The organism is Bacillus sp. RC242, assembly GCF_044908245.1.
GTDB lineage: Bacteria > Bacillota > Bacilli > Bacillales > Bacillaceae_G > Bacillus_A > Bacillus_A mycoides.
Genome location: NZ_JBIYCZ010000007.1, coordinates 127,443 through 143,330 on the forward strand (window position 1 = coordinate 127,443; position 15,888 = coordinate 143,330).

Annotated in this window: 13 protein-coding genes and 8 pseudogenes; 8 read left to right on the plus strand and 13 right to left on the minus strand. The window is 34.2% G+C overall.

Annotated features, from left to right (window positions below):
* Positions 1-109: 109 nt before the first annotated feature.
* Positions 110-241: a hypothetical protein gene (locus tag ABH957_RS15615; RefSeq protein WP_404511652.1), complete on the minus strand. Its 132-nt coding sequence runs from the start codon at positions 239-241 to the stop codon at positions 110-112.
* Between the two features lie 142 nt (positions 242-383).
* Between ABH957_RS15615 and ABH957_RS15620 the strand changes: the two genes are divergently transcribed.
* Positions 384-599: a spore germination protein gene (locus ABH957_RS15620; protein WP_002144261.1), complete on the plus strand. Its 216-nt coding sequence runs from the start codon at positions 384-386 to the stop codon at positions 597-599.
* Between the two features lie 1,606 nt (positions 600-2,205).
* Positions 2,206-2,772: pseudogene (locus ABH957_RS15625) on the plus strand (sulfotransferase family 2 domain-containing protein); the annotation flags it as partial.
* On the opposite strand, the pseudogene ABH957_RS15630 reads toward ABH957_RS15625, so the two are convergent.
* Positions 2,762-3,061 (minus strand): annotated as a pseudogene (locus ABH957_RS15630) (dUTP diphosphatase); the annotation flags it as partial. The pseudogenes ABH957_RS15625 and ABH957_RS15630 sit on opposite strands and share 11 nt — an antisense overlap.
* 160 nt (positions 3,062-3,221) lie before the next feature.
* Here ABH957_RS15630 and ABH957_RS15635 point away from each other — a divergent pair.
* Together ABH957_RS15635 and fosB are read left to right on the plus strand one after the other, a co-directional pair.
* Positions 3,222-3,411: pseudogene (locus ABH957_RS15635) on the plus strand (hypothetical protein).
* A 191-nt stretch (positions 3,412-3,602) separates the two neighbouring features.
* Positions 3,603-4,010 (plus strand): annotated as a pseudogene (gene fosB / locus ABH957_RS15640) (metallothiol transferase FosB).
* A gap of 332 nt (positions 4,011-4,342) precedes the next feature.
* Here the strand turns inward: fosB and ABH957_RS15645 are convergent.
* Both ABH957_RS15645 and ABH957_RS15650 read right to left on the minus strand, forming a co-directional pair.
* Positions 4,343-4,912: pseudogene (locus ABH957_RS15645) on the minus strand (dUTP diphosphatase); the annotation flags it as partial.
* A gap of 94 nt (positions 4,913-5,006) precedes the next feature.
* Positions 5,007-5,156 (minus strand): Fur-regulated basic protein FbpA, encoded by a 150-nt coding sequence (locus ABH957_RS15650; protein WP_404511654.1) that lies wholly within the window; start codon positions 5,154-5,156, stop codon positions 5,007-5,009.
* 108 nt (positions 5,157-5,264) lie between these two features.
* Between ABH957_RS15650 and ABH957_RS15655 the strand changes: the two are divergent.
* Positions 5,265-6,086, plus strand: a pseudogene (locus ABH957_RS15655) (right-handed parallel beta-helix repeat-containing protein); the annotation flags it as partial.
* 198 nt (positions 6,087-6,284) lie between these two features.
* Here ABH957_RS15655 and ABH957_RS15660 read toward each other — a convergent pair.
* Positions 6,285-6,869 (minus strand): restriction endonuclease, encoded by a 585-nt coding sequence (locus tag ABH957_RS15660; protein WP_404511656.1) that lies wholly within the window; start codon positions 6,867-6,869, stop codon positions 6,285-6,287.
* A 125-nt stretch (positions 6,870-6,994) separates the two neighbouring features.
* On the opposite strand from ABH957_RS15660, the gene ABH957_RS15665 reads away from it, so the two are divergent.
* The 3 genes from ABH957_RS15665 to ABH957_RS15675 all read left to right on the plus strand — a co-directional run bounded on the left by ABH957_RS15665 (position 6,995) and on the right by ABH957_RS15675 (position 9,209).
* A complete protein-coding gene (locus ABH957_RS15665; protein WP_404511658.1) occupies positions 6,995-7,546 on the plus strand; it encodes a sunset domain-containing protein in 552 nt (183 codons plus the stop codon).
* A 149-nt stretch (positions 7,547-7,695) separates the two neighbouring features.
* Complete coding sequence (locus ABH957_RS15670; protein ID WP_404511660.1) at positions 7,696-8,073, plus strand: hypothetical protein; 378 nt, start codon at positions 7,696-7,698, stop codon at positions 8,071-8,073.
* Between the two features lie 323 nt (positions 8,074-8,396).
* Positions 8,397-9,209 carry an alpha/beta fold hydrolase gene (locus tag ABH957_RS15675; RefSeq protein WP_404511662.1) on the plus strand — a complete coding sequence of 271 codons (813 nt, stop codon included), beginning with the start codon at positions 8,397-8,399 and terminating at the stop codon, positions 9,207-9,209.
* Positions 9,210-9,768: 559 nt separating this feature from the next.
* Here ABH957_RS15675 and ABH957_RS15680 read toward each other — a convergent pair.
* From ABH957_RS15680 to ABH957_RS15715, 8 genes and pseudogenes are all read right to left on the minus strand, one after another.
* Positions 9,769-10,014 (minus strand): annotated as a pseudogene (locus ABH957_RS15680) (N-acetylmuramoyl-L-alanine amidase); the annotation flags it as partial.
* Positions 10,015-10,046: 32 nt separating this feature from the next.
* The gene (locus tag ABH957_RS15685; RefSeq protein WP_404511664.1) at positions 10,047-10,865 is read right to left on the minus strand and encodes an exosporium leader peptide-containing protein; all 819 of its coding nucleotides are present in this window, start codon (positions 10,863-10,865) and stop codon (positions 10,047-10,049) included.
* Between the two features lie 41 nt (positions 10,866-10,906).
* Entirely contained in the window at positions 10,907-11,785 is an 879-nt protein-coding gene (locus tag ABH957_RS15690) for an N-acetylmuramoyl-L-alanine amidase (RefSeq protein ID WP_404511666.1), read from the minus strand.
* Positions 11,786-11,911: 126 nt separating this feature from the next.
* A pseudogene (locus ABH957_RS15695) lies at positions 11,912-12,430 on the minus strand (nuclear transport factor 2 family protein).
* 116 nt (positions 12,431-12,546) lie between these two features.
* A complete protein-coding gene (locus ABH957_RS15700) occupies positions 12,547-13,659 on the minus strand; it encodes an RNA-guided endonuclease TnpB family protein (RefSeq protein WP_404511668.1) in 1,113 nt (370 codons plus the stop codon).
* 11 nt (positions 13,660-13,670) lie between these two features.
* Positions 13,671-14,069: an IS200/IS605 family transposase gene (tnpA, locus tag ABH957_RS15705; RefSeq protein ID WP_404511670.1), complete on the minus strand. Its 399-nt coding sequence runs from the start codon at positions 14,067-14,069 to the stop codon at positions 13,671-13,673.
* Between the two features lie 331 nt (positions 14,070-14,400).
* Complete coding sequence (locus ABH957_RS15710; RefSeq protein ID WP_404511672.1) at positions 14,401-14,793, minus strand: nuclear transport factor 2 family protein; 393 nt, start codon at positions 14,791-14,793, stop codon at positions 14,401-14,403.
* Between the two features lie 4 nt (positions 14,794-14,797).
* Complete coding sequence (locus ABH957_RS15715) at positions 14,798-15,742, minus strand: cytoplasmic protein (RefSeq protein WP_404511674.1); 945 nt, start codon at positions 15,740-15,742, stop codon at positions 14,798-14,800.
* Between the last annotated feature and the right edge of the window lie 146 nt (positions 15,743-15,888).

The window sequence follows — 15,888 nt, forward strand, 5'->3', positions numbered from 1 at the left end:
CCACGGTTTTCTATCCGCTTTTATCGCTAGTGCATCTGGCTGTTCACGCTCATCCTCCAACCAGTTATATAACGTCTTGAATCCTTCTTTCCTCGCTTTTATATCCCATTCAAAACCTAAAACCCTTCACATCATTTGAATACCCGTCCATTGCACCAGAAAGCGGTACACGAGCACCACCTATCAAACTAGCAAATTCCCTCTCCCGTCTCATTCCTTTATCTCTTTGACTTTTCCCCATTTATTAATCTCCATTTCTTTAAAAGGTTTATTTTATTAAAATCTTCATAAGCCATAACTTCGAATTCTTAGATCCAAATGAACCTCTAGACGAATACACCATATGCTAATTTAAATACTTTCTAGGAAAGCAGGTGAATACTATGCCAACAGTTGTAGCAAACCTTGTCGTACAAAATAGTGCTGGTTCTTTCAACTTAGGCGATTTTTATAACGTTTCTCCAAAAGAGAATACAAAATCTTATAATGGTTCAGGGGCATCAAATGTTGGTTTTGTTGTCAATACTTTTAGCGGTGTTAGTGCAACAAACACATTTGATGCTGATGTTGCAGACCAAAATCAAGTTGGGACAGCTTAAATTTATTCACTTCCTTCTCCCTCCTGAATAAAATTTAATAATTCGCAAATACTATACACAGGCGATAAGCCAGAACTCATTTAACTGTCCCTGTAGTTCTTCTCTTCTCTTCTCTGTATTAAGCAGTTAGCTTTTGCTAGCTGCTCTTTTTCTGCAATTGGTTACATTTACCTGATGTTTTCAACGTAATATTACGTTAAAATATAAAAGAATAAAATATATTGAGCTGTTATACCATTACCCTAGGAAACTAGGGTTTTTATTTCTACAAAATGAAATTTTTATTGAGTTTCTTCATTCTGAATAATATTTCCAAGCCCGTTTATACTAAAACGGTAACCTTAAGTTACAGATTATGAAACATTGCTTGTAGGGCCTAATTTTCTTTTGTACAACAAGTGGTTAGCTGATTAAGTTGGCTACTTTGTTGTGCCATGTGATTTTTTCTCAACATCTAACATATAGAAATCAAATTCCATTTTTGGTAATATATACATAATCTCTATATGCTTAGCTTTATTAAAAGGACCCACCCCCTCAATGTGGGTCCTTCTTTTTAAATGTTTTCTACTAAAATAGCGCTTTTGTTCGAAATGATGCCACATATATTTGGACACATTTACCAGTGTTTTTACCAAAAAATTCATGATATGGTTAATTAGTCGAGTACGTCATTACTTGACGATTACCCTTAGAGGCCCCGCAGACAATCGGGGTTTCTTTTATTTAAATAACGATTTTGTTCACTTTTATAGCTTACTATTCCTCATAGTTGTGTTTTTCTTCTAGGACTTTTATAAAGTTAAAGTGTCCATCGAGATAACAATCATTGATATAACCCCCAAAATATATTTCATTAACTTCGCTTAAAGTAAAATTTTCATTTTTTCATTCAACCAAGTTCATAACATATTCTTTTCCTCCGATAAAATAATGATTAGGTGCCCCACGCGCATTTTATCCACTGGAAATAACACCTTTTACGTACTTAACTATTAGAAACTTCATTTCTGCTATTTCTGCAATAGCAATTTTGTTCACTTTTTCGATACATTTATGAAACATTCATATGTTATCTTCAGCATGTTCAATCCTTTTTATAAAACCGTGTGAGATATACCAAAACAAGAATCCCTAGAGCCCTAACTCTAGGGACTCTTGTTTTTAAATAAGGATTTTGTTTAATTACTTCTAGATTCTACTTGACCATTTTCTTCAGTGACAGGCTCAATAGATCCAAGTAAGGAATACAATATTAAAAATTTAATCATAAAAATCTGATTACAATTTTTATGATTCTTTCTTTTTCATGAGACATTCACCTACCTTACTAAGAGTGCATATAAAAATGTGCTCTTTTTATTAACCATTTCTATTACTTCGAATACATTATTATCAAACCAAGAAATATATAGGTTTCTCTGGACCAGTTACCTTGTATTCCTTGTACACAGAATCCGTTTATAACAAACGGGTTCTTTTATTTATTCAAAATAAAAGAACCCTTTTATAAAAATACATGTAAGCCCCACTACCAATTTTCATATATGAAGTAATTCCTCCATATATTAAGAGGAGCTTAAAGAAAAATGAACGGAGGATACGAATGACCACCACAAATATTTATGACATCATGGTTAAACATGGACGTATGCCTCACTTTAACGCTGATTTTCCCTTGGTCCTTTTCTGGAGCCAAAAAGGTGGCTGCACTTCATTAGCACATTGGTTCTTTTACCAAATTGGATTATTTAAAGAAGCCATTAAATACAACTCATTTATTCATAACTATGAATACGATATTTATAAGAATTCAGTTCCATACTTCATACAAGTGGCTACTGAATTACAATTAAAAGAAAAGCACACTTATAAACTTGTAAGAAATCCCTATAAAAGAGCAGTAAGTTCATTTCTCTCACTAATCCCCCCACCACATATCGAGCATCCAGAGTGGCAGCCAATTAGACAATTTTTATATCATGATGAAAACTGTAATAAAAAAATCTCCTTTAAACTTTTCTTATATTACTTAAAAGCACATATGAGAAATTTAGATGCTGTGAATCCGCACTATGCGCAACAATATGTTCAAGATGAAGAAGAATTTGTTACCAACTATATTTACCTTGAAAATTTCTCTTCTGAAATTTCAAATTTGATTAATATCCATTATCCTGTCTCTCGAAGTTTTCCGCATTCTTCTCCTTATACGAATCAATTACATCCTCATAAGTAAATCCATACAAATAACAAATACGAAAGAAGATGCCAAACGCTCTTCTCAAATACCCCATCGTTGTAGTTAAATCTCTGTACTGACACCATGCCCTTTTTGCAGTCAACACATCTTGCATATACCATTCGAACAGCATATTTACATTGCTTGTATCTTTCCTCATAATTGATTGCATACTGAACGATGGAATAAGTTCATGTCTCCATGTACATTTATCTAGCTCAGATTATTTTGTTAAGTTTCGATATGCAATATTACATATTCTGTATGTCAGATTTATAAACATGTAATAATTGGTTTATAAAAATATTTAAAATTAATATCGAAAGGAGAATACTAAATGTCTTTCTTTTCTTGGTCTCCTCTTATTTTCTTAATAGTTGTTGCAATCATCATTTCTATTAAAAAGGCTACGAAACAATAACTTTATATAGTTACAACAATTTATTATTAGGAGGTGTAGTTATGTCATTTGCAGCATGGAGTGCAATTTTTATGACTTTAATCGGAGCAATGTCCGGGGCAATCTTTGGTACAATTTCCTCTAGAAATAAAAGCAAAAATACCAACTAAAAAACCTAATAATAAAAATTAATATCTATTTTAGTGACAGCTGATACGATCTTAATATTTCAGCTGTCATTTTCTATTCAAATAACTATTTTGTAGTAATTCTTTATAAATCGCTCTTAAACTTATATAATCTTTATATAAAAATATTAAAAATCATTTAATTATAGGGGGAGCTTCGTATGCTATAAGGAATTAATCATATTTGTTTTTCTGTTTCAAACTTGGAAAAATCTATTGAATTCTATCAAAAAATACTTCAAGCAAAATTATTAGTAACAGGTAGAAAATTAGCGTATTTTGATTTAAATGGATTATGGATTGCTTTAAATGTTGAAGAAGATATACCAAGAAATGAAATTAAGCAATCTTATACACATATAGCTTTTACTGTAACAAATGAAAAATTAGATCATTTAAAAGAAATATTAATTTAAAATGAAGTTAATATTTTACATGGTCGAGAAAGAGACGAGAGAGACCAAAGATCTCCTTACTTTACAGACCCGGATGGCCATAAGTTTGAATTCCACACTGGTACTTTGCAAAACCGCTTAGAGTACTATAAAGAGGATAAAAAACATATGACCTTTTACAAATAACGCTTTTGTTATAATTTATGAACATATTTTAGACCTAAAAATCCTACCGAATATTTTCAGGATAAATTTACCGGGTGAGTTAACAGAAATTTCGTGTTATTCTAAACGTGTTGAATAACCCAATACATTCAACAATGCTCCTGATTGCATACTTAGTATGCATCACCTATACAGATACCTTAGCTAATACGTCCCCCTAATCGTCGTTATTGCTAAGGTATCTTTTTATACGCCCTGTGTGCAGGGCTTTTTTATTTCAGTGATGATGCTCTTTTTCCCATCTTATTATCGATGCTTTTAGTCCGATTTTTTATAAAATTCAAATTTGATTTATATCCTTTATCCTGCCTATCAAAGTTTTCCGCATTCTTCTCCTTATAAGAATCAATAACTTCCTCATAAGTAAATCCATACAAATAGCAAATACGAAAGAAAATGCCAAACGCTCTTCTCAAATGCCCCATTGTTGTAGTTAAATCTCTGTACTGACACCATGCCCTTTTTGCAGTCAACACATCTTGCATGTACCATTCGAACAGCATATTTACATTGCTCGTATCTTTTCTCATAACTGATTGCATACTGAACGATGGAATAAGTTCATGTCTCCATGTACATTTATCTAATTCAATTACAATGTTCATGAGAAAATGGAGACCATCAATTAACTCTTCTAATAGTCCATTCTTAGGAACTCCAAATCCTGTGCTCCACATCTTAAACGCTCGAGTTTCATTCCATGCTTCACTGATTTCTACCAGTAATGCACGAAATAACATATCCATTTTGTCATTTCCTTTATATCCAATTCGTTTATCCAGTTCTTTTTGCATTTCAAATAGTCACGTAATATCAAAGTTTTGTTTCTTCTCTTCAGATGTAATTGTGTGTAACTGAATCATTATAAGTTCACTCCAAGTTTGTATTTTAATAAGAATATAGTCACACCGATTAAAAGCCAGCTGACTAAAATAATTGCCATTTCCTTTTTAAAGCTCACTCTGCTCCCTCCAACATTTCCACTAACTCCTCAAACGAGCATTCGAACAAATCTCGAAGCCCGTCCTTGGATTTATAAATACCTCTATCAATCAGTTGATCTATGATGTGTTGATGCAAAATTACCCCACCATGTCCTCGACACAAAATTGTAGTTCCATACTTTTTGTAGGAAAGTAATTTACTGGAGCATCTTTCTCATTAATTGTTACACAGCCTAAAACACCCTCAAATTTATTATCTTCAGTCTGAACAGAAACGAATGTAAAGAATGGAAATGCACACGGTATAGCTGTCTATGATACTTCTTCTCATGCACAAAATAATTTAAATCATATTGTCTTAGATAATAACGAAGTAGCAAATTTGAAATTAGGACTAAGTGAAGCAATTGCTGTGAACGGTAATGTAGATTCTTTTGAAGTTACCAATAACAAAGTACATGATAACAACATTGGAATTGTTCGTAACAATATTGGCCATCACAATTCATCCATCAATAATCCTAGTTATAATGAATATTCAGCTGATGGTATTTACGTGGATGGTGGGAAAGACATTATCATTGAGCAAAATCAAAGCTATGAAAACGACCTCGGTATTGAAGTAGCTAGCGAACATGCAGGAAAAGGAGCAAGTCAAATTACTGTTAGAGGAAATACAATATCCAACAATATAATGAGCGGCATTGCAATTGGTGGATATGACAGCCAGCAAGGATATGCTGAAAATAACACAATTACGAACAATACTATTTATAAAAATGACACAATAGATCAAGAGAGTGGCCAAATCGAATTAAATTAAGATATCCGGAACAATGTAATTACTAATTACCACATTTATGCAAGTAATAGCCGTATTTTTATTAGCAATAATTTTAATAAAAACACTGGGAACAAACTTGATTACAATCATTACTATGGTGAATTCGATCAAAATAATGGTTTTTGGCAATGGAAAAGAAAAACGTATAAAGAATTTTCATCTTATCAAGCAAGTATGAATCAAGAAGGAAATGAGCAACATAGTGAATTTAGCAAATCCCCCCCTTCATTCAAACTAATTTCAAAATAAAACAAATCTACTAAAACTTCTCTATTTCCGCCCAGTATCTCTCCCCTATAAGACAGAAATTAAATATAAGCCAAAATCAAATGAGTAATTATGTAACTGGTAAGTCTTATCCTCCAGTAGACAAGCATTTGAGTTAGCAAAATCATTCGATTGTAGGGTCAATGATTTATACGAGGTACAAGATAAAGACCCTGCTTATTAATTACTAGCAGGGTTAAGCACGTATTGAGGTAACGGTTGTCCCTCAATAGATTCCATATACATTTCAGCCAATCTCGATCCATCAATTAGCTGTACATTCAGTTCTTCAGCATAGTGCTTTGCATTTTTTGAAAAACCACCAGTTGATACTACATAACCGCCTTTTGCCCCTTTTTTCGTGATATTACTATGCACCAGGGCAATTGCTTTATAGGACATGTCGCTACACATACACTTCACCTGACCAAGATATAATTCACCGTTTACCGTATGTTCAAAGTCTACACCATAATCACCTGTAGCTACCGTTACTAATGCAGAACCACCATAATACTTTTCAATTACATCAGCAACAAATACTTCAAATTCCAATGGTGTTTGACGTATAAATACTGATGAGCACTTTTCATTTTCTAATGGCTTCATAAATCGATAATAAAGCCCCATTGCTAAAGTACGTTTAAACTCTTCATCTTTATTAAAACGCGCGATGAGCTGGTATAAATGATGGTCTTTTCTTCTTTTGTAGACATACCATGAAATGTAAAGTAATCCTGTTATGATTAGAAAAACATATAACATAGACACACCTCCATAGAGATAGTGTTTCTTACAAAAGTTACTTTTATCAATAAACTTTATGTAAAATTACCTTTCAATATCTAAATATACTAAATGTTGAATTTACAGTACATAGGGGGATAAAAATGGCAAAGTCAGCAAATGAGAAAGAAGAGAAAAAACGCCGAGGGTGCGGATGCTTTGGGTGTTTAGGTATTATTATTTTATTAATTATTTTAATAGGTTCTTGTGCTAAAGGTTCAGATGATGATAAAACTGAAAAAGCCACTACTGTTACTAAGCAAGAGGAATCCAAAAAATCAGAGGAAGTAAAAGAAGAAGAGAAAAAACAACAAGAAGAGCAAAAGAAACAGCAAGAATTTCAGAAGCAACAAGAAGAACAAAAGAAACAAGAAGCTGAACAAAAAAGACAACAAGAACTTCAGAAGCAACAAGAGTTAAAGAAACAACAAGAGCAACAAAATCAAAATAAACAAAAAGAAGCAACTCCTCAACAAAAAACTAATCAAGCATCAGAACAGAATGGTACTTGTAATATTAAAGGTAATAAAAATAGTAAAGGCGAGAAGATTTATCATATGCCTGGTCAACAGTTTTATGATAAAACGAATGCTGAAGAAATGTTTTGTTCAGCAGCTGAAGCACAAGCTGCAGGATATAGAGCATCAAAAAGATAACACTAAAAAAGCCGTCTCTATTTGAGATGGTTTTTTCTATTCACTTTTTTTCTATTCACTTCTTTCCTCCTCACTATCTACACAAACCCCATGTTACTGTCAAATCATGCCTCCCACTCTTCACATAACATGTACTAAAAAGGAGGTACATGCTTAATATCTCAAACTATTATTACGATTGGTCACATAAGTACTACCGGAAGACGCATAAAAAATACGACTGTGAATGTCAATGTGAGCCTCGCTACCAAACGTATACATCAGGCCCTTTATTCCGTAATGCGGACACGGGCTTCATTCAAGTTTCTGCACTTAATCAAACAGACAAACCACAAACTGTAACTATAGCGGTACAGCATTACCAAGATACTTGCGATGGTGACGTATACCCTTCTTATGGATGTCTTTGCGGAGAACTAGTTAACGACGGAGGTTCGGACAATCGAGTACGCAATGTTGACGACGGTGGATGCATTTATTGCGAGTCGGAAGGAGCCAATTGGTTTGTTGGACCGGTTACTGTTTGATTAAAAAATTGTTCTAGACTGAGTATCGCTGGTTTAATAGGATTTCTTTGGTTTTATTTTCCTGTTTTAATTAAATAAGGATTTAGACTAATGAATAGTTTTTATTTAGAGAAAAGAAATTTTATTAAAATAAAGTATTAGACTAGATAGTAGGGTTTATTCTATCAAACGTATGAAAACGCATCTCACGATAAAAGCGGACGCACTTTGTAATTTTGAAATAAAATAAAATAAATATTTCAAAATTATATTGATTGCACATTCCATATATTGTATTTTAAAAGTGATCTTACTTTTGCTAACTGAAAAAAGGGGGCTTATTCATGCCAATTATTAAAACAAAAAACGGTGAATTTCACTACGAGTCTTTTGGACAAGGGGAACCAATCCTTTTTTTACATGGAAGCGGGGCATCTTGGAAGATGTGGAAACCACAAATCGAATCATTCTCTAAAGAATATCAAATAATTCTTCTCGATTATCGTGGTCATGGAGAATCAATAAAAACCTTTCCTGATAATGTATATGATTACGACTTAATCGTATCTGATATCATTTCATTTTTAGATACACTAGGCCACACACCTCTTCATGTAATCGGCGTTTCACAAGGAGCAGTTCTTGCGACATTAGTAGCCATTCATCATCCTTCATATGTAAAAAAATTGGTCATTTCTAATAGCTATAGTGAATTCCCAACTAAAACTTCTAAATGGGTACTTCAACTTTCCAATTGCATCTTTAGCTTGCTATCATATTCAACAATTATTGATTTGATGATGAAAATTTACAAACACGAACCGTACACGCAACAAATACTACGCGATTCATTTTCAATAGACAAAAAAATGTTATTAATGATGAAAAAAGCAAAATTTCCTGTTCATACTTCTTTATTACATCTCATTCAATCCCCTACTCTAATTCTATCTGGAGCAGGAAAAGTTGTAACAGGTGTTGATGAAGGAAAAGCAGCTAAAACAATTCACCAGCATATCCCAAATAGCACACTTGCTTTATTCCAAGATGCATTCGATCCACTCAATGTAATGAGAAAAGATATTTTCAATGAGATGGTCCTCGATTTTCTTAGAGACTCTTCTCTACATGAGTATGAGGAAGTTTCGTACGGATAATAGTTAGATTCTATCTAACAAATAAACTTCTATATGTTTTGTAGAGTAATTATCTACATATGTATCGTTAAGCATACTAGATATGAAACAGCTATATCCTAAAGAATAGGGATTTGGATGGTTCTAATTCACGTTCTATCACATGGTCAAAAAAGTCTCGGTTTGGTCACCAAGACTTTTTTCTTGTTCTTCCATATGTTATTGAATTGGTTTTATGTTAACAAAAGGTTCATTTCTGGACAGAAAACACCTTTTTAGTCTACAACTATTTTTTAATAGTCTAATACTTTATTCTATAGTCTAAAACATTTTTTTAATAAAACAGTTACATTTATGCTTCCACCTCGGCAGTTGTTTAGCGTAAGGATGTTTCTCCTAACTGACCCACATATCCCTACCGCTCCTGGATTCCCCGTCAAAATAAACACATGGGGCATTAACTTTGCTGGCGTGATTCAGCAAGGAAATACAGTGCTTCATCGAGATTTTACAAGGCATCCAGGTGACCCCATTTAACCTATAAAAAATAAGAACTGCCTAATTAAGGACAGCTCTTATTTTACTTCACATACACAAAAGCTTCATTTGCTGTTACATAGTATGTTTTTTCCTTTGCTATTGTGAACTTTATATTGTGTTGACCCATTTACACTTACTTTAGCATCAACAGTAAACCCTAAACCTGCATCTACAAAACAGCCACGTCTTTATACTGTCAAGATGGAGCATTGTAGAAACGTAGATTGTTAACTTTAGAAACAACGCGCCTTCCAACAATCGAAGAGTCCACTGTGCTTTTCTTATCGATTAGCAACAGATACTTCCGAAAGATATGAACTAAATCGTAGTAGGGGTTATATTCACAGCTGTAATTTTACAAGTTGAAATAGCAAACCTAACGGTTGTAGTTGGATTTATAGGTAATGTCCCTAGTACTATACCAAGTCCTGTTTGTTCCACGCTAAAATCTGCTGCAATAGAACCATTACTTGCTAAAAGACTTACTGTAGATCCGATAAACGCATCCAGTAATTGTCTAATTGGTCGTTCACGACATTCACACTCGCATCCTACATCGACGGGTGGAAGTAATGTTATAGGTGGTCCTGGTAGTAAAAAGCCTACCCCTGTTACATCAGAAATATTAACCACGAAGGTTGTGGTGCCATCTGTAACTGTAACTAAAAAATCATTCACGGAAGTGATAGTAAATAGAAAGAAAAGTGGGGGCGTGTTGGGTGTGTCTGCAATAGTGCCAAGAATCACAGTTTCTCCAATAAGTTGTGGTAAGACGCTTTGCATAGGGAAAACACAACAATCACAAAGACAACCTTCAGCTGCTCCTGTCGGACCAGTCATCCCTGTTGGGCCTGTCTCTCCTGTTGGACCAGTTCCTCCCGTTGGGCCTGTCCCTCCTGTTGGACCCGTTCCTCCCGTTGGGCCTGTCTCTCCTGTTGGACCCGTTCCTCCCGTTGGGCCTGTCTCTCCTGTTGGACCCGTTCCTCCCGTTGGGCCTGTCTCTCCTGTTGGACCCGTGGGACCGGTTGGTAAAGTAAATGGTGGGATTGGGGGAAGTGTAGGGCCAATTAAATTTGGATTTAATGCATTAGCTTGAAGTATCCCATTTATTTTTTGTATTTCATTTTTATCAAACACATAACTACCTCCTATGAGTGTACTATACTGTAGTAATACAGTTATCTTACATATACATAAACTTCATTTATCTTAATATAATATGTTTTCCCTATACTATTGTGCACCTTAAATTGTAGTGAACCATCTACATTTAACTTCCCATCAATTGTAAATCCCTCACCTGCATCTACGAGACCAGCAACATCTTTATCCTTCCAAGATGGAGCATCATAAAAACGTAGATTGTTAACTTTAAAAACAACACGCTTCCCTACAATAGAAGAATCCACTGTGCTTTTCTCTTCAAACTTCACATAAGATCGATCGTTCTTAATCCATTGTTCTCCACCAAGATTTAACCAAACATCCTTTTCGCCCCATACAACATAGGCTGCTGGCTGATTTAGTTGACGAATATTAGAATAGCTTGTACCTGGCCCTTTACGTAAATTAAAGTTGTAGCCTTCAATATAAGCGATGTCATCTGTGATAGCCGTTGGAACTTCTGCTGGTTTAGATGGCTTCTCAGGAACAGAAACATCCACACTAGAATTAGTGTATGCTCGTTGTACATCAGCGTGGAATTGAGCTTCTGATACACCATGAGATTTTAAATAATCAAGTGAGTCTTCATGATCTGTTCCACCAAATTTATAGGTAACATCCTTATGTGTCCATAATCCCTTAGAAGGATGAATATTTCGTTCTCGCAAGATTTCTCCGATTAACTCTATATATCGTTCATAAGAGCGTTTGAATTTCAATAAATCACTTATCTCACACAGTTCAACATGAACGAATCTTGCATTTGCTGCTGGACCTGTGCCCCATGCCCTATATTTTGTAGATGCTATTTGAACCTTTTTATCCCAATCAACTGCATAGTGAACAAATGCTGACCGAAAAAAAGAGCACGCCCCAGGGATAAGCAAGAACAAAAAAAGATGTCCTAGTAACACCCCTAAGACATCTCCTTCATTTTATTTATCTTATACATAACTTATCTAAATCTCTAGACCCTATACAGCTCTAACAATTAAACAATCATTAAAAATATCTTCTACCTAAAACATCGTATTATCATTAGCCGCCTCACTTGTGATCTCCTGAATTATATCCCAGTGTTCAACAATCTTACCATTCTTTATAAGAAATATATCGACTATAGCAACTCCCTCATCTTGAGAATTAGCTCGAGAATGTACATGAAGAGCAACTGTATCTCCTTCAGCTACTACTCGTTTGATCTCTGCAGAGGAATTAGGATTTTTAACAAAATCCTAATTAAAGAAATCCATGAAGGCTTTTCGTCCATCAGCAACAAAAGGATTATGTTGCTGATAATCTTCGCTTACATATTTAGGGATAATATCGATATTATGTTTGTTAAAAGCTTCATTATAGAAATCAACTACCATCTTTTTATTCTTTTCATTTTCTGTCGCTTCTTTTGATACTGAGGCAACATTCTCACTCTTTATTGAGTTAGCTTTGCTATTACCGGTGGAAGCTTGAAATATCAAAGTCGACACAATTCCTAAAATAAACACAGAAATAATTATTACTAGTGAACTACCCGCCACTTAACGTCCTAACGGACTGTTTGAAGTGGGGGCTTGTCGTTACTTTTGATAGCTAACGAATTCGTCCTAAGACGGCCGAGCTAACTCCCTTGTTCCAAGGGTTGTTTTATTGCTATTTATGCTAACGCCAATAGGCGTATTGCTTCATTTTTGATATTGATAGCTGCGTTATAATCTCTATCGAGATTTACACCGCATGTACAAGAATATACTCGCTCAGACAAAGATATATTTTTCACATTTCCACAACTGCTACATGCTTTTGTGGAAGGAAACCATTTGTCTATTTTCACAAGCTGTTTTCCTTGTTCATTTAGTTTATAAGCTAATAAAGAAGTGAACATACCCCAACCATTATCAGCGACACTTTTTCCAAAATGAAGTGCCTGCGACATTCCTTTCATATTTAGATCTTCAATAGCTACAACATCAAAATGAGTAGCTAACTCTTTAGACTTATGATGAAGGAAGTTTTTACGTTGATTCGCTACTTTTTCATGTAACTTAGCTACACGGATACGTTGTTTATTCCAACGAATAGAACCTTTTGTTCTTCTTGATAATACTCGTTGTACTTTTGCTAATCGGTCTAATATTTCACGGTAGAACTTGGGGTAATTGGCTTTCTTATCCTCAGAACTGACGTATAATCCATCCATCGCAAAGTCTAATCCAACAACTGTTTCTACTTCTTTTTGTACAATCTCTTTTTCGTATTCAGTCAAGATGGACACATAGTATTTACCAGTAGGTGTCATAGAAATCGTACATGACTTGATTATATGGTCTTGTGGTATTTCTCTATGCTGTTTGATACGTACCATTTTCAGTTTTGGCAATTTGATATGACCGTTAAGCAACATAATATTTCCGTTCACTACATTCGTTGTATAAGACTTTCTGTCTTTTTTGCTTTTGAATGTTGGGAAGTCATTTTGACCACTAAAGAAATTCTTATAGGCAGTTTGCAAGTTTAGCTGAGCATTTGCCAAAGCTAATGAATCAACTTCTTTTAACCACTCAAATTCTGCTTTATATTTCGCAGGAGTTGGTGGCTTTTGTTTCTTTAGTTGTTCCTTTTCACCTTTGTATTTTTCGTACGCTTCTTTCCGTTCAGCTAACATTCTGTTATACACGAAACGTACACAGCCGAAGGTTTTACGCATAAGATGTGCTTGGTCTTCTGTTGGATACAAACGGAATTTATATGCTTTATTATGCTTTGTCATATCATTTCACCTCACTTTTCATCTTGATTTTCAATATATTTTTTTACTGCGTCTATTGGTGAACCACCAGTAGTTAGTAAACAAAAACTTCTTGACCAAAACATCTCTTTCCAAAGTTTCTTTTTTACTTGTGGAAAGTCTCTCTTGATTAGTCGAGAGCTTGCACTTTTATAAGCATTGATGAATTTAGTCATTTCTGTATTAGGGTGTGCCTTGAAGAAAATATTAACATGGTCTACATCATGATTCCATTCAACTAATGTGATGTTATAGTTTTCAGATAGTCGAACAAACATATCTTTTGCATAGTCTGACATATCATCATCAAACACATTTCTTCTGTATTTCACGACCAACACAAGGTGATAATACAACAAGAATACTGAATGGTTATTACTATCTAATTTCATTGATATACCAACCTTTATAATTTATAAGACTGATTATATTAGAGACAAAATAAAAAGGAAAACCTTTTGGCTCGCCAAACCGAAATTCATCTCCCACCTACCGTTGGGCTACGCCCTTCACACGTTTGAGGAAGGAGAATTCTTTCGGGGAATTCGTTAAATTTTTCTCTAATTTCATATATACCTACCTCTTCTAATCATATAAATTATCTTCCATAACACGCTTGAGAAGTAGAAACCTTCCCAAAAATGTAATGTGAGGGGTAATGTTAGGAAATTTAGTTTATCCTAACACTACCCCTTATACAAGGCATGTTAAAAACTAATAACTCTAACTCAATACCTCATTAACAGTTGCACTGTCCACAATTTGAATAAACTTCTTAACCTTATCGTTCTCATCAAACTCATACAGATGACAAAAATCTGCTATGAACGATTTCCCTGTATCTTTATATGTTCCACTATATTTTCCATAAACGATAACAGTATTATTATTAAATGCATAAACTTCATCCTTTGCACTATAGTTATCCCATTCCGTGCCAAGGCGTTCATGTACATTTTTCACTACTTCATCTGGACCTATATAAGTCCCCGCATATGGAAACCCAGCAGCTTCTGTCCAAGATACATTTTCGCTTAAATACGTTTTGAAAGCATCTAATTTTCCTTCGCCAGTTAACACATACGTTTCATGTAATAGTTTTTGATATTTGTTCATAGCATTAACCCCAAGGCATTTCTTTTGTTACAACTTTTGCACTTAATTCTAATACACCTTTATTTGCATAGCCTGGATATGCTGCATCAAGTTTCGCTACAAAATCTTTTGAAGTTTTACTTTCCTCAGAAGCTTGAATCGCAGTTCTTAGATAATCCATTGTCGCAGTAAGGGATTGATTATTTAAGGATTTTTCGATTGATCCATGGCTAGGTACAATTATGTCAGCATTTAATGCTTGTAATACTTTCAAGTTCTCAATCCATGCCTCCATAGCCGCTTTTGAGCTAGTATCCGCTAAGAATACATGTATTTCGTTAAATACATCAATACCACCAATTAATAATTTTAGCTCTTTATTAAATAAGCTAGTTCTGTAATGATCTAAGCCTACTAGTTCAAATGTTAACCCCTGAAAATCAATCGTTTTTTCTTTAAACACTTGAGGTAATACTACGTTGCTTGGCGCGTTTTCTCCTAGGGCGCCTTTCCAAACTTTTAATTTACCTAAGACAGAATGAACAATATGTTCAACAGTAGACTCTGTAGCATACGCTATGGCTTCTGGGTAAATAGCCTTTATACTTTCCAATCCAAAGTAGTAATCCGGATCCCCATGAATAATAAAGATTTTATCTAAAGATAAGTCGTTTTTTTTCAGATACTCAACAATTTCTTTCGAATTCATTTTAAAAGTCCCTTCTTCCACCAATTTTTGATATGAAGGACCAAATTCTGCACCTGTAAGTTGATTAATTCTTTTATTCCCCTCTTCTATATATGAGAAATTTTTTATTGGTAAATCATCTAAAAATAATCCTCCACATAAAACTGTTAACGGCACTTCAGTGTGGTTTTTGTAAAATCCTTTAATACTTTCTGAAAAGCCATAGCACCATCCACAATAGGCGTCCCATACGTAAATAAGGTTATCTTGTTTTGTCTCCATTTAAATTTCCTACCTTTATTTTTATTATCTAGCTCAGCTAACTTTTTGGTTTATATAAGTACATCTTTTTATACCTTGTTCTTTTTGGGATACCTTACTATATTCTCCAAAAACTAATATTTCCAAAGAAAGATTAACCAAGGTTT